Source organism: Citrobacter sp. wls716, assembly GCF_005280975.1.
GTDB lineage: Bacteria > Pseudomonadota > Gammaproteobacteria > Enterobacterales > Enterobacteriaceae > Citrobacter > Citrobacter youngae.
In genome coordinates, this window is the sequence record NZ_SZWX01000021.1 from 332,020 (window position 1) to 356,627 (window position 24,608).

Annotated in this window: 26 protein-coding genes, 1 pseudogene and 1 riboswitch; of the genes and pseudogenes, 18 read left to right on the top strand and 9 right to left on the bottom strand. The window is 52.2% G+C overall.

Going from position 1 to position 24,608, the window contains the following annotated elements; all coding sequences use genetic code 11:
* Nucleotides 1-17 precede the first annotated feature (17 nt).
* From sirB1 to hemA, 5 genes are read right to left on the bottom strand one after another with little or no spacing between them, the layout of a single operon-like run.
* On the bottom strand, nucleotides 18-827 hold the full coding sequence (gene sirB1 / locus FDX24_RS04265; RefSeq protein WP_048211462.1) for an invasion regulator SirB1: 810 nt from the start codon (nucleotides 825-827) through the stop codon (nucleotides 18-20).
* Nucleotides 828-830: 3 nt separating this feature from the next.
* Nucleotides 831-1,223, bottom strand: coding sequence for an invasion regulator SirB2 (sirB2, locus tag FDX24_RS04270; protein WP_061068025.1), 393 nt, complete (start codon nucleotides 1,221-1,223; stop codon nucleotides 831-833).
* Complete coding sequence (gene prmC / locus FDX24_RS04275) at nucleotides 1,220-2,053, bottom strand: peptide chain release factor N(5)-glutamine methyltransferase (RefSeq protein WP_048211461.1); 834 nt, start codon at nucleotides 2,051-2,053, stop codon at nucleotides 1,220-1,222. The genes sirB2 and prmC overlap by 4 nt, the downstream gene beginning before the upstream one ends.
* On the bottom strand, nucleotides 2,053-3,135 hold the full coding sequence (prfA, locus tag FDX24_RS04280) for a peptide chain release factor 1 (protein WP_048211460.1): 1,083 nt from the start codon (nucleotides 3,133-3,135) through the stop codon (nucleotides 2,053-2,055). Before prfA ends, prmC begins: the two co-directional genes overlap by 1 nt.
* Before the next feature lie 41 nt (nucleotides 3,136-3,176).
* The gene (hemA, locus tag FDX24_RS04285) at nucleotides 3,177-4,433 is read right to left on the bottom strand and encodes a glutamyl-tRNA reductase (protein WP_040233235.1); all 1,257 of its coding nucleotides are present in this window, start codon (nucleotides 4,431-4,433) and stop codon (nucleotides 3,177-3,179) included.
* A 304-nt stretch (nucleotides 4,434-4,737) separates the two neighbouring features.
* Between hemA and lolB the strand changes: the two genes are divergently transcribed.
* A complete protein-coding gene (gene lolB / locus FDX24_RS04290; RefSeq protein ID WP_048211459.1) occupies nucleotides 4,738-5,361 on the top strand; it encodes a lipoprotein insertase outer membrane protein LolB in 624 nt (207 codons plus the stop codon).
* Nucleotides 5,358-6,209, top strand: a complete 852-nt coding sequence (ispE, locus tag FDX24_RS04295) for a 4-(cytidine 5'-diphospho)-2-C-methyl-D-erythritol kinase (RefSeq protein ID WP_048211458.1) — start codon at nucleotides 5,358-5,360, stop codon at nucleotides 6,207-6,209. The genes lolB and ispE overlap by 4 nt, the downstream gene beginning before the upstream one ends.
* 1 nt (nucleotide 6,210) lies before the next feature.
* Here the strand turns inward: ispE and FDX24_RS23400 are convergent, their stop codons facing one another.
* A complete protein-coding gene (locus tag FDX24_RS23400) occupies nucleotides 6,211-6,375 on the bottom strand; it encodes a hypothetical protein (RefSeq protein WP_170973050.1) in 165 nt (54 codons plus the stop codon).
* A 98-nt stretch (nucleotides 6,376-6,473) separates the two neighbouring features.
* Here FDX24_RS23400 and prs point away from each other — a divergent pair, with 98 nt between their 5' ends.
* From prs to FDX24_RS04345, 10 genes are all read left to right on the top strand, one after another.
* Nucleotides 6,474-7,421 (top strand): ribose-phosphate diphosphokinase, encoded by a 948-nt coding sequence (gene prs, locus FDX24_RS04300; RefSeq protein ID WP_001518537.1) that lies wholly within the window; start codon nucleotides 6,474-6,476, stop codon nucleotides 7,419-7,421.
* A 124-nt stretch (nucleotides 7,422-7,545) separates the two neighbouring features.
* On the top strand, nucleotides 7,546-9,225 hold the full coding sequence (gene dauA / locus FDX24_RS04305) for a C4-dicarboxylic acid transporter DauA (RefSeq protein ID WP_075551372.1): 1,680 nt from the start codon (nucleotides 7,546-7,548) through the stop codon (nucleotides 9,223-9,225).
* Nucleotides 9,226-9,333: 108 nt separating this feature from the next.
* The gene (locus FDX24_RS04310; RefSeq protein ID WP_071887408.1) at nucleotides 9,334-9,849 is read left to right on the top strand and encodes a GNAT family N-acetyltransferase; all 516 of its coding nucleotides are present in this window, start codon (nucleotides 9,334-9,336) and stop codon (nucleotides 9,847-9,849) included.
* A 242-nt stretch (nucleotides 9,850-10,091) separates the two neighbouring features.
* Nucleotides 10,092-10,322, top strand: a riboswitch (cobalamin riboswitch).
* Between the two features lie 210 nt (nucleotides 10,323-10,532).
* Nucleotides 10,533-11,585: an ABC transporter substrate-binding protein gene (locus tag FDX24_RS04315; RefSeq protein ID WP_048212574.1), complete on the top strand. Its 1,053-nt coding sequence runs from the start codon at nucleotides 10,533-10,535 to the stop codon at nucleotides 11,583-11,585.
* Nucleotides 11,586-11,650: 65 nt separating this feature from the next.
* Nucleotides 11,651-12,715: an iron ABC transporter permease gene (locus tag FDX24_RS04320; protein WP_048211455.1), complete on the top strand. Its 1,065-nt coding sequence runs from the start codon at nucleotides 11,651-11,653 to the stop codon at nucleotides 12,713-12,715.
* Nucleotides 12,712-13,491 carry an ABC transporter ATP-binding protein gene (locus tag FDX24_RS04325; protein ID WP_048211454.1) on the top strand — a complete coding sequence of 260 codons (780 nt, stop codon included), beginning with the start codon at nucleotides 12,712-12,714 and terminating at the stop codon, nucleotides 13,489-13,491. Before FDX24_RS04320 ends, FDX24_RS04325 begins: the two co-directional genes overlap by 4 nt.
* Before the next feature lie 18 nt (nucleotides 13,492-13,509).
* Nucleotides 13,510-13,950 (top strand): pseudoazurin, encoded by a 441-nt coding sequence (locus tag FDX24_RS04330; RefSeq protein ID WP_048211453.1) that lies wholly within the window; start codon nucleotides 13,510-13,512, stop codon nucleotides 13,948-13,950.
* A 24-nt stretch (nucleotides 13,951-13,974) separates the two neighbouring features.
* A complete protein-coding gene (gene petA / locus FDX24_RS04335; protein WP_137363872.1) occupies nucleotides 13,975-14,526 on the top strand; it encodes a ubiquinol-cytochrome c reductase iron-sulfur subunit in 552 nt (183 codons plus the stop codon).
* Nucleotide 14,527: 1 nt separating this feature from the next.
* A complete protein-coding gene (locus FDX24_RS04340; RefSeq protein ID WP_101742648.1) occupies nucleotides 14,528-15,700 on the top strand; it encodes a cytochrome b N-terminal domain-containing protein in 1,173 nt (390 codons plus the stop codon).
* Nucleotides 15,701-15,704: 4 nt separating this feature from the next.
* Nucleotides 15,705-16,514 (top strand): cytochrome c1, encoded by an 810-nt coding sequence (locus FDX24_RS04345; protein WP_137363873.1) that lies wholly within the window; start codon nucleotides 15,705-15,707, stop codon nucleotides 16,512-16,514.
* A 46-nt stretch (nucleotides 16,515-16,560) separates the two neighbouring features.
* On the opposite strand, the gene ychH is transcribed toward FDX24_RS04345, so the two are convergent.
* The gene (gene ychH / locus FDX24_RS04350; protein WP_048211449.1) at nucleotides 16,561-16,839 is read right to left on the bottom strand and encodes a stress-induced protein YchH; all 279 of its coding nucleotides are present in this window, start codon (nucleotides 16,837-16,839) and stop codon (nucleotides 16,561-16,563) included.
* 274 nt (nucleotides 16,840-17,113) lie between these two features.
* Here ychH and pth point away from each other — a divergent pair, with 274 nt between their 5' ends.
* Together pth and ychF are read left to right on the top strand one after the other, a co-directional pair.
* A complete protein-coding gene (gene pth, locus FDX24_RS04355) occupies nucleotides 17,114-17,698 on the top strand; it encodes an aminoacyl-tRNA hydrolase (protein WP_003020814.1) in 585 nt (194 codons plus the stop codon).
* A 115-nt stretch (nucleotides 17,699-17,813) separates the two neighbouring features.
* Complete coding sequence (gene ychF, locus FDX24_RS04360) at nucleotides 17,814-18,908, top strand: redox-regulated ATPase YchF (protein ID WP_005122324.1); 1,095 nt, start codon at nucleotides 17,814-17,816, stop codon at nucleotides 18,906-18,908.
* A gap of 88 nt (nucleotides 18,909-18,996) precedes the next feature.
* Here ychF and FDX24_RS23810 read toward each other — a convergent pair whose 3' ends face one another.
* Both FDX24_RS23810 and FDX24_RS04365 read right to left on the bottom strand, forming a co-directional pair.
* Nucleotides 18,997-19,197, bottom strand: coding sequence for a hypothetical protein (locus FDX24_RS23810; RefSeq protein WP_371414764.1), 201 nt, complete (start codon nucleotides 19,195-19,197; stop codon nucleotides 18,997-18,999).
* A pseudogene (locus tag FDX24_RS04365) lies at nucleotides 19,174-19,535 on the bottom strand (transposase); the annotation flags it as partial. The pseudogene FDX24_RS04365 and the gene FDX24_RS23810, both read right to left, overlap by 24 nt.
* Before the next feature lie 200 nt (nucleotides 19,536-19,735).
* On the opposite strand from FDX24_RS04365, the gene FDX24_RS04370 reads away from it, so the two are divergent.
* The 4 genes from FDX24_RS04370 to FDX24_RS04385 are packed head-to-tail and all read left to right on the top strand — an operon-like array spanning nucleotide 19,736 to nucleotide 24,326.
* Nucleotides 19,736-20,266, top strand: coding sequence for a spore coat protein U domain-containing protein (locus tag FDX24_RS04370; protein WP_048211446.1), 531 nt, complete (start codon nucleotides 19,736-19,738; stop codon nucleotides 20,264-20,266).
* 14 nt (nucleotides 20,267-20,280) lie between these two features.
* Entirely contained in the window at nucleotides 20,281-21,003 is a 723-nt protein-coding gene (locus tag FDX24_RS04375) for a molecular chaperone (protein ID WP_048211445.1), read from the top strand.
* Nucleotides 21,004-21,058: 55 nt separating this feature from the next.
* Nucleotides 21,059-23,344, top strand: a complete 2,286-nt coding sequence (locus FDX24_RS04380) for a fimbria/pilus outer membrane usher protein (RefSeq protein ID WP_137363874.1) — start codon at nucleotides 21,059-21,061, stop codon at nucleotides 23,342-23,344.
* A 13-nt stretch (nucleotides 23,345-23,357) separates the two neighbouring features.
* Nucleotides 23,358-24,326, top strand: a complete 969-nt coding sequence (locus FDX24_RS04385) for a spore coat protein U domain-containing protein (protein ID WP_101742645.1) — start codon at nucleotides 23,358-23,360, stop codon at nucleotides 24,324-24,326.
* Nucleotides 24,327-24,608: the final 282 nt, after the last annotated feature.

Here is a 24,608-nt window from a genome sequence, read left to right on the forward strand (position 1 = left end):
AGGTAAAGTGTTATTAATCAATGCAATACAATTTGCTTGTGCGAAATAGTATTAATCTGCGCACGGATCATTTCGCTGATCGGGTCTTCCGGACACTGCTCAACGAAATAACTTAAATCAGTCAGCGCAACATGTTCACATTCCAGCTGCGCGTAGATTAATCCGCGATCGCGTATTTCATACGGATCCTCAGGATTAAACTGCAGTAATGCTTCGCTGGCTCGCAGCGCCAGTTCCATTTGTCGCTCTTCCATTAGCGATGATTTCAGCGTGTCGAGCAGTTTGCGGATCACTTCCGCGTTATCCGCTTCGTCAAGATCCTCGTTGAACAGTTCGGCAACCGGGCTAATGTTACCCTTCAGCCACACTTCCAACGTGTGTTCATTTAACGTTTCGCCATTGAACGGATTGATTAGCCACATTTCACCATCGAGCGATTCAATACGCAGGATGAGTTGTGTCGGGAAAATCACCGGTACCAACGGCAGATCCAGTCGGTTAGCAATCCACAATAAGATGGCACCGAGTGAAACCGCACTGCCCTGACGATTTTTCAGAACCTGGTCGAGCCATAGTGCATCAGAAAGACGATAGACGCCGTGGGTGTCCGTAAAACCCCATTCGCCGTAAAAAAGTGCCAGCAGTTTATCCAGTTGCTCATCCTGAGACAGGAGCTGGCTAATTTCTTCTTGCGCCAGACCAACCAGACGTTCCAGTTCGTCATAGACAGTTTGTGTTGGAAAATCCAGACGGATAGACTCCGACGCCAGGATCATCCCATCACACAACGGCGCTTTATTAAATTCGAAATCAGCTAACGACCTCATGACTTACCCCAGTAACGGTATTTTTGTGGTGGCGAGTTTAATGATGATGTACAGCACCACCAGCGCCAGCGGAAATGCGATTAATCGCGCCTGCTGACTGCGCGCCCGACGGTAATCGAGCGCAATAAAACCCAAAACGATGTAAATGATAACCCCAAACAGCTTTTCAGTCAGCCATGTCCCCTGCTCGGTGAATGGCAGGATGTGCGTTTTAGCGATCAACGCCACGCCGCTGAGGAGTAAAACGGTATCAATGATCGGTGGCAGAATACGCGTCCAGCGCGATGATGCAAGACGTGTATTGGTAGAACGCCACCAAAAACGCAACGTGAGTAGCCCGACAGAAAGCACGATGCTAACGAGATGAATAGTAAGTAGTGTGCTGAACGAATTCATGATGGGATGCGCCCGAGCGTAATCCGCTCGTTGCCGCCATAGTCACGACAGGTTTCAACCGCCTGGTAACCTGCGCGGGTAAACGCGTCGCGTACCGCCTCACCCTGTTGCCAGCCATGTTCCAGCAACAGATAACCGCCGGGCGTTAGCATGTGTCGAGACTGATCAATGATATGCACGATATCCGCCATACCCTGCTCGCCCGCTACCAGTGCCGATAGCGGCTCAAAACGTACATCGCCCTGCGCCAGGTGAGGATCCTGCTCGTCGATGTACGGCGGGTTACTGACGATCATCTCAAACTGCTGCCCCTGCAAAGCACTGAACCAGTCACTTTGCAACACATGCACATTGTCGATAGCCAGATTTTGTCGATTGCGGTTTGCCAGGTTTACGGCATCCGGCATGCGGTCAACTGCTGTCACCGTGCAATCCGGACGCTCAGACGCCAGCGCCAGCGCGATGGCGCCCGTACCGGTTCCCAAGTCGAGAATACGGCACGGCGAGGCAGGCAAACGCGCCAGTGCCTGTTCAACCAGGCACTCGGTATCCGGGCGTGGAATAAGCGTAGCCGGAGACACAAACAGCGGCAGCGACCAGAACTCGCGCACACCGGTCAGATGTGCCACCGGCTCACCCCGCTGACGGCGTTCCAGTAATGTACCGAGCCGTTGATGCTGCGCCTCGGTTAACACCGTTTCGCCGAACGCCAGAATAAAGGTACGCCCTTTACCGGTGACAAACTCGAGTAAAATCTCGGCGTCACGGCGCGGGCTTTCACTGGTCTGTAACTGGCTTATTGCTTCACGCAGCCATTGCTGATAGTCCATTAATCTTGCTCGGACAACGCCGCCAACTGGTCGGCCTGGTATTCCTGGACGATTGGCTCAATGAGCATATCCAGTTTACCTTCCATCGCTTCATCCAGACGGTAAAGTGTCAGGTTGATGCGGTGATCGGTCACACGCCCCTGCGGGAAGTTATAGGTACGGTTGCGATCGCTGCGATCGCCACTGCCCAACAGGTTGCGACGTTCAGAGGCTTCCGCCTGCTGACGCCTGGCCACTTCGGCGGCACGAATACGCGCGCCCAGCACTGACATCGCTTTCGCTTTGTTTTTATGCTGTGAACGTTCGTCCTGACACTCCACCACAATGCCGGTCGGCAAGTGGGTAATACGGATAGCGGAGTCGGTGGTGTTAACGTGCTGACCCCCAGCGCCGGATGAGCGGAAGGTATCAATACGCAGATCGGCTGGGTTGATATCCGGCAGTTCTGCTTCCGGCAGTTCCGGCATCACCGCGACCGTACAAGCGGAAGTATGGATACGCCCTTGAGATTCGGTCGCCGGTACGCGCTGTACGCGATGACCGCCGGACTCAAATTTTAGTCGCCCGTAAACGCCTTCGCCGCTAATCTTGGCAATGACTTCTTTAAACCCGCCATGTTCGCCTTCACTGGCGCTCATGATCTCTACCCGCCAGCGACGCGATTCAGCGTAACGGCTGTACATGCGGAACAGATCGCCCGCAAACAGCGCCGCTTCATCACCACCGGTTCCCGCACGCACTTCGAGGAAGGCGTTACGTTCATCATCAGGATCGGTTGGCAGCAGCAGAACCTGCAGATGCTGTTCCAGTTGTTCACATTTTTCTTTTGCTTCGCGCAGTTCATCCTGCGCCATTTCACGCATTTCAGGATCGTCGAGCATCATCTGTGCCGTTTCGATATCTTCCTGAACCTGTTGCCAGTCCGTAAAACAACGGGAAACATCACTTAATTGCGCATATTCGCGCGACAATGCACGAAAGCGTTCCTGGTCTGCGATAGTTCCCGCATCACCGAGCAGCGCCTGAACTTCTTCATGGCGTTCATGCAGGGCTTCCAGTTTGGCAACGATAGAAGGCTTCATAGGCGTAAATGCACCCTGTAAAAAATGAGATTGGTGTACTGCTACTCCAGCCCGAGGCTGTCGCGCAGAATATTCAGGCGTTCACTGTCCCCGTCACGGGCGGCCTGTTGAAGTGATTTGGTTGGTGCGTGGATCAGGCGGTTAGTCAGCTTCCACGCCAGGTCCTGCATAATGGCTTGCGCATCACCGCCCTGTTCCAGAGCAGCCAACGCTTTAGCGGTCAGTTCATCACGGATTTGTTCAGACTGACTGCGATAATCGCGGATGGTCTCGCTTGCGCTTTGTGCTCGCAGCCAGGCCATAAACTCGCTGGTTTCCTGCGCAACGATGGTTTCCGCTTCCACGGCGGCCGCTTTGCGCTGCGCCAGGTTATGCGAAATGATGCTTTGCAGGTCGTCAACACTGTACAAATAGGCGTTGGACAGTTTGCCCACTTCCGGTTCAACATCGCGTGGTACCGCAATATCGACCAGCAGCATAGGCTGATTACGGCGATTTTTTAGCGCACGTTCGACCATCCCCTTGCCAATAATAGGCAGCGGGCTGGCGGTAGAGCTGATAATAATATCGGCATCCTGTAAGCGGGCATCAATATCGCTCAGAGAAATCACCTCGGCGCCGACTTCATCGGCCAGCACCTGCGCACGCTCACGTGTGCGGTTAGCGATGATCATCTTCTTCACTTTGTGCTCACGCAGATGTCGCGCCACCAGCTCGATGGTCTCGCCGGCACCCACTAACAACACGGTTACCGTGGAAAGGGATTCAAAGATCTGCCGCGCCAGGGTACAGGCAGCAAACGCGACGGACACCGCGCTGGCACCGATATCCGTTTCTGTGCGTACACGCTTCGCGACAGAGAATGATTTCTGGAACATACGTTCCAGCGCACTGGCGTTCAGATGGCCTTTTTGCGAGTCCGCAAAGGCTTTTTTCACCTGCCCCAGAATTTGTGGCTCGCCAAGCACCAGCGAATCCAGACCGCTGGCGACACGCATCAGATGGCTGACGGCGTCGTTGTCCTGGTGCCAGTAGAGGCTACTGCGCAGGTCTTCTTCGTTCAGATTGTGGTACTCACACAGCCAGCGAATCAGCGCTTCCTGCAGGTTATCCTGCTCTTCTACGCTGAGATACAGCTCTGTGCGGTTACACGTCGACAGCACTACCCCGCCCTGCACCATTGGCTGCGCAAGCAGGCTGTCCAGCGCCTGATCGAGCGTATCCGGCGAAAACGTTACGCGTTCTCGCAGCGATACAGGTGCCGTTTTATGGTTAATACCAAGCGCTAAAAGGGTCATGTGTGCGGGAATAGTACCAGCGTTGATAAGGTTAGACTGGGTGCATCATACAGGATGCGTGCAGCCAATAAAAGAGACTGCCCCCTTTTGGAGTAATAGCTTACGGTTTAAATTAAGATAACGTGACCGTAGACGATATTCACGGTCGGCGCTAGCATTAAGGGTTATAACTGCAACCGCTGGCATGATTTTGCCGGATGGCGAAAAACGCGTCTTTTCCGACCTGCGGATTCAGTTTGTAGGCCTGATAAGCGCCGCGCCATCAGGCAATTAATGCACCGTATTACAAGGATTTGTCATCATTATGACCCTGCCTGATTTTCGCCTGATTCGCCTGCTGCCGCTGGCGGCCCTGGTTCTTACTGCCTGTACGCTCAACGCGCCGAAAGGTCCCGGCAAAAGCCCCGACTCTCCGCAGTGGCGCCAGCACCAGCAGGAAGTGCGCGCCCTGAACCAATATCAGACACGCGGTGCGTTTGCCTATATTTCCGACCAGCAGAAAGTGTATGCCCGCTTTTTCTGGCAGCAAACTGGCCAGGATCGCTATCGCCTTCTGCTAACCAATCCGTTGGGCAGTACCGAACTGGAACTGAACGCGCAACCGGGCAACGTGGAACTCGTCGACAACAAAGGGAAGCACTACACCGCTGACGACGCCGAAGAGATGATTGGTAAACTGACCGGCATGCCTATTCCATTGAACAGCTTGCGCCAGTGGATCCTGGGTCTGCCGGGAGACGCCACCGATTATAAACTTGACGACCAATATCGTCTGAGCGAAGTGAATTACAGTAAAGATGGCAAAAGCTGGAAAGTCGTGTACAGCGCCTACGACAGCAAAACGCAGCCGGCGATGCCTGCAAATATGGAGCTGTCCGACGGCTCCCAGCGCATTAAGCTGAAAATGGATAACTGGATTGTGAAATGATGACCCGTTGGCCCTCTCCGGCAAAATTGAATTTATTTCTATACATCACCGGGCAGCGTGCGGACGGTTATCACACGCTGCAGACGTTGTTCCAGTTTCTGGATTACGGCGATACGATAGATATTGCGCTGCGCAGCGACGGTGAAATTCATCTGTTAACGCCCGTTGATGGGGTTGAGCATGAAGACAACCTGATCGTTCGCGCAGCGCGTTTGCTAATGACAACGGCGTCTGAAAGCAATCGTCTTCCCAAAGGGAGCGGCGCGGACATCAGTATCGACAAACGCCTGCCGATGGGCGGCGGCCTCGGTGGTGGCTCATCGAATGCGGCGACCGTTTTAGTGGCGCTGAATCATCTGTGGCAGTGTGGGTTGTCTGTAGATGAACTGGCAATACTGGGCTTAACGCTGGGCGCCGACGTACCGGTATTCGTTCGCGGTCACGCAGCCTTTGCTGAAGGCGTAGGAGAAATTCTGACGCCGGTCAATCCAGCAGAAAAATGGTACCTGGTCGCCCATCCGGGAGTCAGTATTCCAACGCCGGTGATTTTTAACGATCCTGACCTCCCCCGTAACACGCCAAAAAGGTCAATAGAAACGTTACTAAAATGTGAATTCGGCAATGATTGCGAGGTTATCGCAAGAAAACGTTTTCGCGAGGTTGATGCGGCGCTTTCCTGGCTGTTAGAATACGCGCCGTCGCGCCTGACTGGTACAGGGGCTTGTGTCTTTGCTGAATTTGACACTGAGTCTCGTGCTCGCCAGGTGCTTGAGCAAGCCCCGGATTGGCTCAAAGGCTTTGTGGCGAAAGGTGTCAACCTCTCCCCATTGCACAGAGCGCTACTCTAAATCATTTGGGTTTCAGGAAGATGGCGAGATGACGAATCGCCAGACACATACAAAAGTATGTGACTGGTGTGAGAAATTGATGCCAGCACATGAAACGCGGCTGATGACGAGTAAGCCGGGCAAGCTGAGTTGCGGTGACAACGTCACCCTGTTCCAGACGTTGCATCGCGCTCTTTAATACACCGCCTGGAGAGGATACTGCCTGGCCCGCACAGTTTTCGGCAGATTCTTTCCACCAATGGACGCATGCCTGAGGTTCTTCTCGTGCCTGATATGAAGCTTTTTGCTGGTAACGCCACCCCGGAACTAGCACAACGTATTGCCAACCGCCTGTACACTTCACTCGGCGACGCCGCTGTAGGTCGCTTTAGCGACGGCGAAGTCAGCGTACAAATTAATGAAAATGTACGCGGTGGTGATATTTTCATCATCCAGTCCACTTGTGCCCCTACTAACGACAACCTGATGGAATTGGTCGTTATGGTTGATGCGCTGCGCCGTGCTTCCGCAGGCCGTATCACCGCCGTTATCCCTTACTTCGGCTATGCACGTCAGGATCGTCGCGTACGTTCTGCTCGTGTTCCGATTACCGCTAAAGTCGTCGCGGACTTCCTGTCCAGCGTTGGCGTTGACCGCGTCCTCACCGTTGACCTGCATGCTGAACAGATCCAGGGCTTCTTTGATGTGCCGGTTGATAACGTATTCGGTAGCCCGATTCTGTTAGAAGACATGCTGCAGTTGAATCTGGACAACCCGATTGTGGTTTCTCCAGACATCGGTGGCGTCGTGCGTGCCCGCGCTATCGCTAAACTGCTGAACGATACCGATATGGCTATCATCGATAAACGTCGCCCGCGTGCGAACGTTTCTCAGGTGATGCACATCATTGGTGACGTTGCGGGCCGTGACTGCGTGCTGGTTGATGACATGATCGATACCGGCGGTACGCTGTGTAAAGCAGCTGAAGCGCTGAAAGAGCGTGGTGCTAAACGCGTATTTGCTTATGCAACTCACCCGATCTTCTCAGGTAATGCGGCAAACAACCTGCGCAACTCAGTAATTGATGAAGTCGTTGTCTGTGACACCATTCCACTGACCGACGAAATCAAAGCACTGCCAAACGTGCGTACGTTGACTCTGTCGGGTATGCTGGCCGAAGCGATTCGTCGTATCAGCAACGAAGAATCCATCTCTGCTATGTTCGAGCATTAATCGAACCCGGCTCAAAAACCCGCTGCGGCGGGTTTTTTTATCTGTAATATTTATTTGTATGACTTTTGCCTCCTTCACCTGCCATTCAATTGACAGATGATGCGCCCATGGATGAAACATTATTGTGAACAGATTATTTTCCTCACATGTGATGCCTTTCCGCGCCCTCATCGACGCTTGTTGGAAAGAAAAATATACCGTTTCTCGCTTTACCCGCGACCTGATCGCCGGGATAACGGTTGGGATAATTGCCATTCCGCTGGCGATGGCGCTGGCAATCGGTAGTGGCGTTGCACCACAGTACGGCCTGTACACCTCTGCCGTGGCTGGGATTGTTATCGCCCTCACCGGGGGCTCACGCTTTAGCGTATCAGGCCCAACTGCCGCCTTCGTGGTGATTTTGTATCCGGTGTCGCAACAGTTTGGACTGGCAGGTCTGCTGGTCGCCACGCTAATGTCCGGGATATTCCTGATCCTTTTCGGCCTCGCTCGATTTGGCCGCCTGATCGAATACATTCCGGTGTCCGTTACGTTAGGTTTTACCTCGGGTATTGGTATCACCATCGGTACCATGCAGATTAAAGATTTTCTTGGCCTGCAGATGGCTCATGTCCCTGAGCACTACCTGCAGAAGGTCGGCGCGCTGTTTATGGCCCTGCCTACCATCAACGTGGGGGATGCCGCGATTGGCGTGGTCACGCTGGGGATCCTGATTTTCTGGCCGCGTCTGGGGATCCGCCTGCCGGGCCACCTTCCTGCACTGCTGGCAGGCTGTGCGGTGATGGGTATCGTGAACCTGACGGGTGGCCATGTAGCGACCATCGGGTCTCAGTTCCATTACATTCTGGCCGATGGCTCGCAGGGTAACGGTATCCCACAGCTGCTGCCGCAGTTGGTACTGCCATGGGATATGCCAGGGTCCAACTTTACGCTGAGCTGGAGTTCATTACAGGCACTGTTACCCGCAGCCTTTTCGATGGCAATGCTCGGAGCAATCGAATCTCTGCTGTGCGCTGTCGTCCTCGATGGGATGACCGGCACCAAGCATAAGGCCAATAGCGAATTGATTGGTCAGGGTCTGGGCAACATCGTCGCACCGTTCTTTGGCGGTATCACTGCCACGGCGGCAATTGCCCGTTCTGCGGCTAACGTTCGTGCCGGCGCAACGTCGCCAATTTCTGCGGTCATTCACGCGATTCTGGTGATCCTCGCCCTGCTGGTGCTTGCGCCGCTGCTTTCCTGGTTACCGCTGTCGGCGATGGCTGCCCTGCTGCTGATGGTGGCATGGAACATGAGTGAAGCGCATAAAGTTGTGGATCTCCTGCGCCACGCGCCAAAAGACGACATCATCGTTATGCTGATGTGTATGTCTTTGACGGTGCTGTTCGATATGGTTATCGCCATCAGCGTCGGTATCGTTCTCGCTTCGCTGCTGTTTATGCGCCGTATTGCACGCATGACGCGTCTGGCACCGGTTAACGTAGACGTACCAAACGATGTACTGGTACTACGCGTTATTGGCCCGCTTTTCTTTGCCGCAGCAGAGGGACTCTTTACCGATCTCGAATCTCGCCTTGAAGGCAAACGCATTGTGGTGCTGAAGTGGGACGCCGTCCCGGTACTGGATGCCGGTGGTCTGGACGCCTTCCAGCGTTTTGTTAAACGCCTGCCGGAAGGTTGTGAGTTGCGTATCAGTAATCTGGAATTCCAGCCGCTACGCACCATGGCACGCGCGGGTATCCAACCCATCCCCGGCCGTCTGGCGTTCTTCCCGAACCGTGATGCCGCGCTGGCAGATATTTAATCATACGATGTTACCGGCTTGCGCAGGCTTGCCGGTAACACTTCTCTTCTGTAAACGCGTCTGAGTTGCTATTATCCAGTTCCCCTGGTTCTGATGATATCTGCAACGATGAACGCTGATACTACATTTATATTCCGTGAAATAACTGAGGCTGATATTTCGTCCGTTCAGTCATTTATTATCCACCATTTAAATCTCTATTTTAACGCTAACCGACCAGCACCTGAACCGCATGCAGATGTATTAAATCTGCGCTCACACTACCTCCATCAACCGCGAAATCTGTTGCTCGGCGCATGGAATAACCGACAGCAACTTATCGCTACGCTGGCGGTCTGCCAGTACGATGACCGAATACCGGCACTGCGCGGACGCTATCAATTATCCTCAACCGCGGAAATTTGCCGCTGCTACGTCGCACAGGAATATCGTCGGCAAGGCATAGGCAGCCAACTTGTCCTGCTGGCGGAACAATTTTGCGACCGACAACAATATAAAATACGCTATCTGCACACCCACCACTTTTTACCTGGTGGCTATCAATTTTGGTTGCGAAATCACTTTACCGTCTTTTTTGATGAAGGTGGCGAACAGCAAATCGTACACATGGAAAAATATCAATAAAAATGTGACGCCGCGCAAATAATTAAATATCACAGTAAATTTCGTTATTAAGCGTGGTCAGCTCGGCAAAGAAAACATTAATTGATCAACATCAAACAATTCTCATTTAGTTTATCGGCATTTGTGTTTTTCACATAATTAATGTCACAAACACCAAAGCAACGAATTGATTTTATTGAATTTAAAAATAAAAGCGGTATCAACCCTACTTATTCAAGCGGTTGACGGGGCTATTCGATACCGATAAAGTCCCCACCGACAGTATTTCAGAATCTATTTATCATTTTGAAACGGAATATGGTGCGGATTATTTTAATCTTATGCCATAGCTGCCCCCGCAACTGTAAGCGGAAACTGAATATCACTGTGTCGTGGATTATCCACGACAGGTCACTGTAAAGAACGCCTTTATGGGAAGGCCGATATTCAGATTGCCGCGAGCCAGGAGACCTGCTGTCAAGGTTGTATACATTGAGTGGACGGGATGGTCCATGGGGTGATTTATTTGACGAATGAATAATATAATTTCTGAACAAATTGGCAACAATATGTTTTATTTTCATATTATCTTGCCCGCAGTTCACGATTAGATGTCATCTATCGTCATGTGCCTGTCCCGAATTTATGGAACGAAATGAACCATGACCAGACGTTCAGATTCTGGCATGAACGGGACAACGCTAATGCACGCAAAAATAACTTCTGCTTATTGCAAACTTTCACTTCTGGCACTGACTGGCGCAGCACTCTTCCTGACCAGCAATATGGCTTCTGCGGCAAAAACAGAATATCCATTAACGATCAAAAACTGTGGTAGGGATATTACGTTTAATCATGCGCCAAAACGCGTGACTACCGTTGGACAAAACAGTACTGAAATCCTCTATTCCCTGGGTCTGGCCGATCGTGTTGTTGGAACATCACTGTGGTTTGGCCCGGTACCTGAACAGTACAAAGCAGCGAATGACAAGATTGCAGTCATTGCGCAAAACATCCCGAGTTTCGAAGGGATTATTGCGAAAAAACCGGATCTGGTGGCCAGTCAGTTTGAATGGCAGATTGGCCCTGCGGGCACAGTTGCCTCTTACGAACAATTTAGCGAATTACACGTTCCGGTTTATACCGCCCCAGCCGATTGTGCCAAAGACAACGAAGACGGCGGCGACGGCGTGCGTAAGAGCATGTTTGATATCGCCATGGTCTATCAGGAAATTGCCGACCTGGCGAAAATTTTTGATGTACAGGACAAAGGCGATGAACTGATTGCCAGCCTGAAAGCACGTGAAGCCGCTGCGAAAGCTAAGATTGCCGGCATGGACAACCACGTATCTGCCGTCTTTTGGTTCTCCAGCGCCGACCTGCAGCTTGACCCCTATGTCGCCGGGAAATTTGGCCCCGCGGCGTGGATAGCGCAATCTCTTGGGGTGAAAAATGTCATTGATTCCGCCGAGGAGTGGCCAACAGTAGGTTGGGAAACCATTGCCAAAGCCAATCCATCGGTCATCGTCCTCGGCGAGATGGGCCGTCGCCGCTTCCCGGCCGATGACTGGAAAGTCAAAATGGAATACCTCACGTCCGATCCTGTTACCCGGCTGATCCCGGCAGTGAAAGAAAACCACCTGCCGGTGATCGACGTGCAAACCATGAACGCGGGTATCAGAACCATTGACGGACTGGAAAAACTCGCCGATGCGCTGGTGCAATATGGTCTGGCGCACCCTCAGACGACTCACTAACTCTCGTCGCGCGTTATGCCTTATACGGGCATAGCGCCCTTTCGGATTCCGGGAAGTCGTAAACAATGAGCGAATTACGCAGGACGCGTCATGCCATGAGCCAGCTTGCAGGCAGGACGCTGTTCCACGCGCTGTGGGTCAGCATGGTGATGTGCGGCGTCCTTCTGGCGGGCATTTCAATCGGTGAGACGGTTATCCCGTGGCAGCATGTCAGCCATACGCTGGCAAACCGCTTGTTTGATACACAGTATGCGGTGGATGCGCTTGATGCCGGGATTATCTGGAACTACCGCCTGACCCGCGCGCTGGTTTCCGCCTGTTGCGGAGCCTGTCTGGCGGTTTCAGGCGTGGTTCTCCAGTCGCTGCTGCGCAATGCGCTAGCCGAACCTTACCTGCTGGGTATTTCTGCCGGAGCCTCAACGGGCGCGGTGCTCATCGCCCTGACCGGACTTGGCGCAGGGATCATTTCCATGTCGCTTGGCGCGTTTATTGGCGCGCTGACGGCATTTCTGTTTGTCGCGCTATTGGCGATGGCGGCAAGGGGCAAAAGCGGCTCGGCCACCACGCAAATCATTCTCGCCGGGATTGCCAGTTCGCAGCTGTTCAATGCCATTACCTCGCTCATCATTACGCGCTCAGCCAATGCCGAACAGGCTCGGGGCATCATGTTCTGGCTGCTGGGCAATCTCAGCGGGGTACGCTGGCCGGATGTCGTGCTGGCCATCCCTACTGCGCTGATTGGCATCGTCGTTTGCTTTTGCTACGCCCGCCATCTGGATGCTTTCTCGTTTGGCGCGGAATCGGCGGCATCGTTAGGCATTCCCGTTAAACGCACCCGTGGCGTACTGATTGCCGCCGTAACAGGGATGACGGCCATAATGGTATCAATCGTCGGCGCCATTGGCTTTGTCGGACTGGTCATCCCCCATGCTGCGCGGTTACTGGTGGGAAATCAGCACCATCGCCTATTGCCCGTCAGCGCTCTTATTGGTGCCATTTTCCTTATCGTCGCGGATGTTATTTCACGCACCTTACTTCCAGGACAGGTCTTGCCGATCGGCGTGATTACCGCACTGGTCGGCGCACCTGCATTTGCCATCATTTTGATACGAGGGAATCCGGGGAAATGACCGCTAATCCTGTGGTAAACGCCCAGCATCTGTACTGGGAGGTCAAAGGCAAAGCCATCGTCAATGATGTCTCTTTTCAGGTCTCGCGCGGCGAGTTTGTCGGCATTATCGGCCCCAATGGTTCCGGGAAAACGTCGCTGATTTCGCTCCTGGCGGGTTTACTGAAACCGTCTTCCGGGCACGTTACGTTAAACCATCAGGATATTCGACGCTATTCACGCCGCCATCTGGCGCAAAAGGTGGCACTGGTTGAACAACAGGCTGAAACCAGTGAGCGTCTTACCGCCATTCAGGCGGTTTCGCTTGGTCGCACGCCATGGCTGAGTCTGCTGTCGCCGTGGTCGAGGAAAGACGACGATATTGTGCAGACGATGCTGGAGAAAGTCGCTCTACAAAACATGCAGCATCGCTGCTGGCATACCTTCTCCGGCGGAGAGCGTCAACGTCTGCACATCGCCAGAGCGCTGGCACAACAGCCGCAGGTACTGCTGATGGATGAGCCGACAAACCATCTTGATATCCAGCATCAGATTGGCCTGCTCAATCTGGTTAAACGTGAAAAACTCACCGTCATCGCTGCCCTACACGACCTGAATCATGCGGCGATGTTCTGCGATCGCATCATGGTGATGAAAGCCGGACAGCTGGCGATGCAGGGGCGTCCTGCCGCCATTTTTACCCGTGAAAATCTTAATAGCTGGTTTGGGATCGACGCGATTGTCGAACACGCCCCCGACGAAGAGAACTGTTTTATCCGTTACCAACGCCCCGCGTAAACACCGAAAGGAACCGCAATGAAATGTGTTAAGCAAAGTTTGCAAATCTTATGCCTGTTAGCCTTCACCTCGACGGCTTTTGCACAAACCTACGAAGTGCTGATGAAAAACCGCGGTACAGGCGGCCCGATGGTTTATGAGCCGGACTATCTGGCGATCCAGCCAGGTGATAGCGTGAAGTTTATCCGCAAACATAAGAGCCACAATGCCGCGTCGATTGCCGAACTCTCTCCCGCCGGATACCCCGGCTTTATCGGCAAAATCGATGAAGAGATTGAAGTGAAATACGACAACGCAGGTTTCTACGGCATCAAATGTTCACCGCACTACGCGCAGGGCATGATCATGCTGATTAAAGTCGGCGACGCCGTTTTACCCGACAGCTACCGCGCGTTCAAAGCCCCTGGTCTTGCCGATAAGCGTTTTCAGGAAATTTATACCCGCATCGATAAACAGTAACGCCGTCACAAAGGGAGAATAACGGTGGTGGACAAAAAAACGCTTAGCGAAACAATCCAAACTCAGCGGCGCGATTGCCTGTGCAAGCTGACGAAATTTGTCGGCGCAGCGGGCGTGACCGCCGCCGTCTGGCCACTCATTTCCGCGCTGGGTCCGGATGATAAAACGGCGGCGGAAAATGAACCTGTTGATGTCTCCCTCGCAGGCGTAACAGCAGGCCAGACGGTGAAGCGTATCTGGCAGGGAAAACTGATCCTGATTCGCCACCGCACGGCGGAGGAGATTGCCGCGGCGCGGCAAGCTGATCTGCGTCTACTGGCCGATCCGCAGGCGGATAGCGAGCGGGTGGCAGCGGCACATCCACAGTGGCTGGTAGTACAAGGTTACTGCCCCCACGCGGGTTGTGTACCCAATGCCAACCCCAACGGACAGGGCTGGGTCTGCCCGTGTCATGGTTCCGAGTTTGACACCTCCGGGCGCGTAACACGAGGCCCGGCCACGGCGAATCTGGCCATCCCTGACTTTAGCGTGTCGGCTGACGGCCTGAGTCTGCGTATTGGTACGAAGGATGCCTGAGATGAAATCCGCTTATCCGTCCTCCCCCTGGTATCACCTGCAGTTTCGTCTTCCTGTCCCCCGCTCAGTCGCTGGCGTGTGGATCTTTGCTATTGGTCTCATATTGCTGGTCATGCTCGGCGTGCAAATGCTCTCCGGTATCGTGCTGGCTATGTTCTATGTGCCTACAGCGGGATCCGCTTTTGACTCTATTGTTCATATTCTGCGCGCAGTCAGACACGGTGAGCTGGTGCGCAATCTGCATGCTATTGGCGCGTCGCTTTTTTTCTTCGCCTGTTATCTGCATATTTTCCGGGCAATGTATTATAACGTCTACCGCAAACCCTATCTGAAGATGTGGGCAATCAGCGTGACGCTGTATGTGCTGTTGATGATCACAGCGTTTCTCGGCTATAGCCTGATTTGGGGGCAAAAAAGCTACTGGGCCGCTACGGTCATCACCAGTTTCGCCCGGGCGATACCGTTTATTGGCGATACGCTATATACCTTTTTGGTCGGTGGCTATATGCCCGGCACGCCGACATTAGGCCGTTTTTATGTCCTTCACTTTATCATCCCCTTCGCCATTGTCGCGGTTACGATATGGCACATCCGTACCGTCCAGTCGGCTTTTGCCCACGCGCGGAAGAAAACATTTTCGCCCAAAGAGTCTCAGCGTGTGTTGTTCGATTTTCGCATCACCGAAAACGATGCAATCAAACTCACCCTCTTTCTAATGCTGTTCGCCTGGTTTCTGTTTTTCGCGCCGCACTATCTCAGCAGCGCCGATAACTTTATTCCGGCAGACCCGACACTCACACCGGCTATCGTCGCGCCTGAATGGTATTTCCTGCCTTTCTTCTCCATTCTGCGCTGCTTCCCCAATGAACTGGCAGGCATCACTGCGATGTGCGCTGCGGTACTGATTTTCTATTTTCTCCCGTGGCTGGATACGTCACACGCACGGTTTCGTAATAACAGTCGGCTGGTTAAAGCCATTTTTTGGCTGTGGGTTGCCAATGCGCTCTTTCTGGGTTGGTTGGGCTCAAAAGCATTGGTCGGGCCGGACTTAATTGATGGTTTTAGCGATGACGATGGCTGGACACGCGCGGCGTCTCAGCTTTCAACCGTTATTTATTTTGCATGGTTTCTGCTTGTGCTGCCGTGCCGACGTTTACTGGAACGACAGGACTGACATCATGGCGCGATTTTTACCCACTGCAACTCTGACTCTGGCTCTTTTCTTGAGCAACGCGATTTGCGCACAGCTACCCACCGCGCAGACATGGTCGTTTAGCGGCGTGAACGGTAAACACGATAGCGAACAACTGCGACGCGGGCTGCAGGTCTATGAAGAGAAATGCCGGGCCTGCCACGGTATGAAATATCTCACTTTCAAAACGTTAACTAAAGCTGGAGGGCCGCAACTCAGTGAGGCGGAGGCCAAAACACTGGCCAGCGGCTACGTCTTCGCGACAATTGAAGACGACGGTCAACCCGGCGAACGGGAAGGCAATCTGAACGATGTTTTCGCGTCACCTTATCTGAATGACCAGGAAGCAAAATACCTTAATAATGGCGCGCTGCCGGTTGACCTGAGCTATATCGTTCGAGCGCGAACCTACGACCGTGGGTTTCCGCGATTTTTACTGGATGCGTTCACCCCCTACACCGAGCAAGGCGCTGATTATGTTTATGCGCTGCTGACCGGGTATGCAACCGATGACCCGGAGATGAAAACCAACCGTTTTTTCCCTGGCGGGATGATAAATATGCCCAAACCGCTGGCTGACAATGACATCACCTGGGCTATGCAAACGCATGCTCCCCAAACGGAAGAACAGTACGCACGAGATGTCACCGCGTTTCTGGCATGGGCCGCTGACCCGCAGCTTGAGAGCAGAAAACATCAGGGAGCGGTCGTTATGGGATATCTGGCGAGTATGTTGGCGCTATTAGCACTGTTACAGCGCATGCGATCCCGCTCGCGCAGCAACGAGAAAAACTAACGACCAGTCAGCGTAACGCTGGCTGGTCTGCAGGTTATGTCAGCACTTAGCTGTGGCGTTGGCTATCATTACGACGGCAGCGTTTGTCGTAATGGCGAACCCACCAGTAGCGGTCACTGATTTGTTCATGTCCGCCGACGCGGGCACCCGCCAGCCAGAGGACGCCACCAACAAAAATACTGAGCACGGCACCATGTGCAAAAAACTGTGGCAGATTAAATTGCGGTAACTGGTTTAAAATAGAGTAACCAACACCACCAACCATCACCACCAACCCTAAAGCCATGAGCACGTTACCGAGTAACGAAGCGTTTTTGCGTTTCATGTGTCACCTCCGGAACTTTGGGTTGTTACAGGGAATACCCCTAATCCTTATGTGTAAAGTATAGACAACACTGCCATTCGCAAGTGCGCCTGTGATCACAAATACAAACAGCAACGCAACAAAACTTTACAAATAAGCTACTGAACACCCTCAATTTCCAATAGTCCACTTCTGCAATTATTCAGTTTTCGGTGCGACCCACGCAGTTTTTTGTCAAGCGCGTCGGCAAACAGTAAACTACACGCCGGTTATAGACACACTCAGGACAAATTACGTGGCGATTAAATTGATTGTCGGCCTGGCGAATCCCGGCGCAGAGTATGCGGCAACGCGACATAATGCAGGCGCGTGGTACGTCGATTTACTGGCAGAGAGACTCCGTGCCCCCCTGCGCGATGAGCCGAAATTCTTCGGTTACACCTCCAGAGTCACGCTTGAAGGTGAAGATGTCCGCCTGCTGGTACCGACCACATTTATGAATCTGAGCGGCAAAGCCGTTGGCGCAATGGCCAGCTTTTATCGCATTAACCCTGATGAAATTCTGGTCGCCCACGATGAATTAGATCTGCCGCCCGGCGTCGCCAAATTTAAGCTCGGCGGCGGTCATGGCGGACATAACGGCCTGAAAGACATCATCAGCAAGTTAGGCAATAACCCTAACTTTCATCGTTTACGCGTTGGAATCGGCCATCCGGGCGATAAAAATAAAGTTGTCGGTTTTGTTTTAGGCAAACCGCCTGTTTCAGAACAGAAGTTAATTGATGAAGCCATTGACGAAGCGGCACGTTGTACCGAGATTTTATTCAAAGATGGACTCACCAAAGCAACGAGCCGGTTACACACCTTTAAAGCGCAATAAGCAGCGATGTGCGGCATTTTTCTCGCGTGCTGTGTATAATAGGCAAAGTTATTTACATTTCTACAATCTGTTTTCCATAACAGGTTGAATATCAAAAGATTAAGGTGATTTAAACATGGGATTCAAATGCGGTATCGTCGGTTTGCCAAACGTAGGCAAATCCACCCTGTTCAACGCGCTCACAAAAGCGGGTATTGAAGCGGCAAACTTCCCGTTCTGTACTATCGAGCCGAACACGGGTGTTGTCCCGATGCCCGATCCTCGTCTGGATCAACTGGCCGAAATCGTTAAACCGCAGCGTATCCTGCCCACCACAATGGAATTTGTGGATATCGCGGGTCTGGTAAAAGGCGCATCCAAAGGTGAAGGCCTGGGTAACCAGTTCCTGACCAACATTCGTGAAACCGAAGCTATCGGTCACGTTGTTCGCTGCTTCGAAAACGACAACATTATCCACGTGAACAATAAAGTGGATCCGGCTGACGATATCGACGTTATCAACACCGAACTGGCACTGTCCGATCTCGACACCTGCGAGCGTGCTATCCACCGTGTACAGAAGAAAGCCAAAGGCGGTGATAAAGACGCTAAAGCTGAACTGGCTGCACTGGAAAAATGCCTGCCGCAGTTGGAAAACGCCGGTATGCTGCGAGCGCTGAAAAACCTGACTGATGAAGACAAAGCAGCCATCAAATACCTGAGCTTCCTGACGCTGAAGCCAACCATGTATATCGCCAACGTGAACGAAGACGGTTTTGAAAACAATCCGTACCTCGATAAAGTTCGCGAAATCGCCGACGCTGAAGGGTCTGTCGTGGTTGCCGTTTGTGCCGCTGTTGAAGCTGACATCGCTGAACTCGACGATGCTGATCGTGACGAATTTATGGCTGAACTGGGTCTGGAAGAGCCGGGCCTGAATCGCGTTATCCGCGCAGGCTACGAACTGCTGAACCTGCAGACCTACTTCACCGCGGGTGTGAAAGAAGTCCGTGCATGGACCATCCCTGTCGGCGCAACGGCCCCGCAGGCAGCTGGTAAGATCCACACCGACTTCGAGAAAGGCTTTATCCGCGCACAAACCATCGCGTTTGAAGACTTCATCACCTATAAAGGTGAGCAAGGCGCGAAAGAAGCCGGCAAGATGCGTGCAGAAGGTAAAGATTACATCGTTAAAGATGGCGATGTGATGAACTTCCTGTTCAACGTTTAAGTTGCTTCTGCTGTCTGATCAGGCTTTCCGGAGCTTTGTCAGATCAATGAACGCGAAAAAATCCACGCAGCTGCGTGGATTTTTGTTTTCATAACGACCGTGCCAGCACCTTAGAAACACAGCTAAAATTGAGCACGCTGGTGAGTGCAATTGTAAGCACACCTGTTTTAGTTCCACGCATTTTTTGAAATTTCCGGTTTTCAGCCATCAGCCGGTACTCTTCCGGCGTCAGGTTGTTCAGGGATTCATGAGGCCGCTCGTTGTTATAGCGTTCTGCCAGCTCAGTCAGCGCATGGATCACTGGTTCGTCACGTCCGGTATTGGGCTGATAAAAATACACCGTCCTGCTCAACGATAACGTCCTGCAGGCCTGGCGTAAACTCATGGCAAATTGTGCCGTCAGATAGCTGACGAGCTCACGCTTTATCGCTGGTTTTAAAGCTTTTTTTCGATGACGTCTTTTAACGTGAGATTTTCCAGACTCAGGTCGGCAAACATTTGTTTCAAACGTCGATTCTCATCCTCAAGGTCTTTGAATTTTTTAATATCGGCCGCTTCCATCCCGCCATACTTTGCCTTCCAGTTGTAATAGCTGGCCTCCGAAATAGCGACCTCACGGCATACTTTTGAGTAGCATAAAAAAGAAACGACATACTCACCCGTTGGTATTATTTTTTTGTCGACGACATCACCTTTTCTCTAAGTAAAATTCATGAGATCAACTGGCGTACGTCTAATACTTATTCTAGGGTTAACTCATGTCTTCTTGTGTCACATTATTGTTTTTTTAAAGCAAAAAATGTGGTTATTTGAAAAAGGTGAAGGATATGGCTCTAGTCTTCGACAAACGCTTAATTCTTTTTTGCGGCGCCTTTTCCATTATTCCGGCGGCAAACGCAGCGTCTACAAGCGGGACATTTCAGGTACTGATGACGATACAAAAAGCGTGTACCGTCACTGCGGGGTCGGCTTCAAATATTACTCTCGGTCCCGTGAATACCACTGCGACAAATACCAGCGCAAGCAACACAATTTCAATTAATTGCTCAAAAACCACCCCCTACTTTATTGGCCTGGCACCTTCAGCGGCCAACGGCGGGACACCCACGGGGTCCGGAGCCATGTCCTCTGTCGCAAATGCAGCAAACAATACCGATAAAGTGCCTTACCAGCTGAACCAAACATCAGCAACAGGACCGGTCTGGGGGAATACGGCCACCGCCACCACGGTAGGAAATGGTGTTGCATCCCAGGGAACTGGGCTTCTACAGAGTTTTACCGTATATGCCACCGCGCCAAGCGCGAACTTCACACCTGACGACTATGCCGACACCGTAACGGTAAACGTTAACTACTAAATTCAGGAACACAGATGACAGTAAAACTGCCTGTACAGCAGTATGCCTGCGCATGCCTGTTAGGAGCGGCTATGAGCGTAAATTCGGCGACAGCCAGCGGATTGCAGGTTGCCCCAGTTACATTAACGCTGCAAGCGTCGCAAAATGCCGATGGGATCTGGCTAAGCAATGCCGGAGAAAACGTGCTGAATGCCCAGGTTCGGGTCTTTCGCTGGAGCCAAAGCGCATACGGCGATAAGCTGTCTCCCTCTCAGGGGCTGGTTATCAGCCCGCCGATGCTGGCGTTAGCCCCTGGTGAACGCCAGTTGATTCGTGTTATTCGCACCGGCCCGCCATCGACACATACCGAAGATGCCTATCGGTTATCAATTGACGAATTACCGCCAGCAAAATTACAAAAAAATAAACTTCAGTTTGTGCTGCATTATTCCGTACCTGTATTTATTCAACCAACGGCGCAGGCTGAAACCCAGGCCAAATTGCAATGGAAATTACAGCAACTTGACGGCAAAAAATTTCTTGAAGTCAGTAATCAGGGAAATGGTCATGCGCAATTATCAGCGGCAACCTTTATAAACCATAATGGTGCGAAAAAGGTCATTACGCCGGGACTATTAGGCTATGTTCTTCCGGGCTCAACAATGCGGTGGATATTATCCACGTCCGCCAGCGATACCCATTATGGCGGTAAAGTTGAAGTAACAGTTAATGGCCAAAAAACAGTACAAGATCTCTAAGAGATCCTGGCTTCTGGTGAAATGTTGCTTACTCAATGGAGCATTATTATCTGGAATGGTTTCAGCTCACGCGGTCAATAATAACCAGACAAACAGTGGAATTATTGGCGACGCAACACCTCTTGCGGGCATCGATTTATATCTCGACGTGACCCTGAATGGAAACCCTGTCGGCTTGGTTCATTTTGGCTATGAGAATGAAAAACTCTATGCTGGCGCCAATACCCTACGACAGTTGGGTTTTCGCTTACCGCAAAATGCGGCTGCCACCGTCAGCCTGAACGATATTGCCCAACTGAGCATTGACTACAACGTCGAACAACAAACTCTGGCGCTCACTGTGCCGCTCAGTTCCCTTGATCTTGCCACCACGCAGGTGAACCCGACCGGCGAAGCGACACCAATAGCATCAAACTCACGTGGGGCGTTACTCAATTACGATGTCTATGCTCAGCAGGGAGATGAAACCAGCGCCAACACATTTAGCGAGTTGCGCGCGTTTAATGGCTTAGGGGTGTTAAGCACAACCCAACTGACTCAATATTCCACCGCGCCCAACGCAGATAATGCCTTCTACCGCATGGACACCCGCTGGCGCACGTCATTTCCGGAAAATATGTTGGCGATAAACGTTGGCGATACCCTGACAAGCTCGCTCACCTGGTCCCGACCGACCCGCATTGGCGGCATCCAGATAGGAACCGATTTTGGTTTACAGCCGTACATGCCAACCACACCGCTTCCCTCCTATCTTGGTTCTGCCACGCTTCCTTCAAACGTTGAGTTGTACGTCAATGGGATTAAGTACTACAACGGGGAGGTTCCGGCCGGAAGTTTTCAAATCAACACCATGCCTAATATCAGCGGCGCAGGGACCGGTCAGGTGATGATGACCGACGCGCTGGGCAGAACGACAGTACAAAATTTCTCGTTCTACAACGATCAGCAACTCCTGCGAGAAGGGCTAACAGCCTGGTCAGCGGAATTAGGCGCAGTAAGAGAGAATTACGGTTACGCCTCATTTGATTATGCCAGTGCCCCTGTGTTTAGCGGGACCTGGCGTCGGGGATTCAGTAACACCTTTACTGCAGGTACGCACGCGGAAACCAGTGATGGGCTGATTAACGCAGGTTTTAGCAATGACTGGGTTCCCGGCCCGCGCAGCGGCACAGTGTCCACCGCATTGGCAGCCAGTACGGACTCAGGGAAAAGTGGATTTTTGTACAGTGTTGGTTACCGTTGGTCAGGTGAACAGTTTAATTTCAGCACCAGCACAACGGCGACGTCAGGTGACTACCGTGATGTCGCGACCCATTATGGTGAGCCGCCGCCCTCGCTGAGCAGCAATACGGTAATAGGTTATGCAATGGCGTCAGCCGGCAATGTCAGCCTGAGTTACCTGCAGTTTCGCTATCCGCACGATAGCGCGGTACGCTACGCCAACGCCAGTTGGTTCAAATCCGTCACCGAAAACATCTCACTCAATGCCGGATTTAACCAGAATATTGACGACACCCGCGATCGCAGCGTTTACCTGATGGTGACGGTCACCACCAGCGGTAATCTGAGCGCCAGCAGTACCGTACAACATACCAATAATGAAACCGGCTACCAGATCAATGCCAGCCAAACGCCACCGGGTGACGGCGGCTGGGGATGGAACGTCGCTGCCAGCCAGCAAGCCTCCCGGCAAAGCGGCCAGGGAGAAGTCGGGTATTTGGGCCGTTTCGGAAAAGCCTACACCGGATTTAGCCGCCTGCCCGACAACCACTACGGTTATGCTGGTGCGACCGGTTCCCTGGTTGCGATGGGGGGAGGTTTGTTCGCGGCTCGGGAAATCAACAATGGTTTTGCCGTCGTATCAACAGACGGCATTCCGGACGTGCCAGTCAAGCTGCAAAACAACCTTGTCGGTCGCAGCGACGATCAGGGTCTGCTGCTGGTCACGTCACTCAATAGCTATCAAAACAATCAAATCAGTATTGACCCCATGGATCTACCCGCCAATATGCGGATCGCCCGCGTTGAAGCCAATGCAACGCCGGCGGATCGCTCCGGAACCCTGGTCAGTTTTGGTATCACTCCCGTACGCGCCGCGCAGGTTACTCTCGTTAATGAACAGGGTAAGGCCATTTCTGAGGGCAGCATGGCATATATCACTAACGGCGCAGGCCAGTCATCCGTCGTCGGATTCGATGGAATGGCCTGGTTTGACAGCCTGGAACAGCACAACAGGTTACGCGTTGACACAGATACCGGTAGCTGTAACGCACAATTCGATTATCCCGCCAATGCAAAGGGGATTGTACAAATAGGCCCGCTGGAATGTCGGTCACAATAGCAGGAGTTCATTCATGAAATTAAGACAGTTGCTGTTTATCGCTGCACTCCTCGTCTGTCCAGGGATAAGTCATGCGGTCACCTGCTCCGTCAGTAACGTCCAACCAATTAGTTTTGGTGCAGTGGACCCGTTGTCATCATCAGGCGCAACGACCTCAATGACCTTTACCTGGACTTGTGCAAAAGAAGTGACCGACGTACTGGCGGGGATTAACCTCTGTTTTAATATTGGCGCATCGGGCGTCAGCGGTCAGGTGGCAACACGGAATATGTCGTTAAGCGGAACACCTGCCAGAACGTTGAGCTATCAGCTATATCAGGACGCCGGGCACAGTAAAATCTGGGGGAGTCAGTATCAGAGCGGAACCTCGGTTCCCATGGTACAACTTAACTTGCTCAATTTGCTCCCAGTGACCGGTTCACTGACAGTATCCGCCCAGCTCGTCACGCCGCAAACTTCTGCAGTCCCCGGAAGCTATCAGGACAGCTATACGGCAGCCACGGCACTTATCACCCTCAACCCTGGATTAGTTATTCCGCCCACCACGTGCGGTGATACCGTTGCCGCCAGACTCCCCTTCAGCGTATCAGCCACTGTCAGCAAACAGTGCAATATCACATCGGCCACTAACATTAGTTTTACCCCGGTGAAGGCAACTCAGCGCAATGCGACAGCATCAAATACCATCGGGGTGGCATGCACCAATAACACCCCTTATACCATTGGACTGCAACCCTCCAACGGCAATACTGCAGGCAACGGTGTGATGAGCGGAACGGGGGCAAACAGCGATAAAGTGCCCTATCAGCTCAGCTCAACGCCAGGGCCTTCCGGCACAGTGTGGGGCAACACCCCGCTCAATACCGTTACAGGCACTGGCACCGGCTCCGCTACGCCATATTCGGTGTATGCCACCGTTCCCAGCGCGAACTACACCCCCGACAACTATGCGGACACCGTCACTATCTCAGTGACCTACTGACGCGCCGCTAAAATGCAATCAAGAAAACACAAATAATTATCATATTGTTTACTTTTAGAGGTGCATCATAAATCTGACAAATAGTCATTCTCATGCACGATGCATATTAAATGCCTGAATTGCTACTTGAACGCAAACATTCGCAAAATCAATAGATAATTATTCACTTAATGCTTAATTCACATATTTTTTATATGGCTATTAGAGGGCTGGAGGACAGGCCGTTTCTTGAAAAAAATGTTAAATTTAAGTTTATATGGTGAGATCCACTGTATACCACGG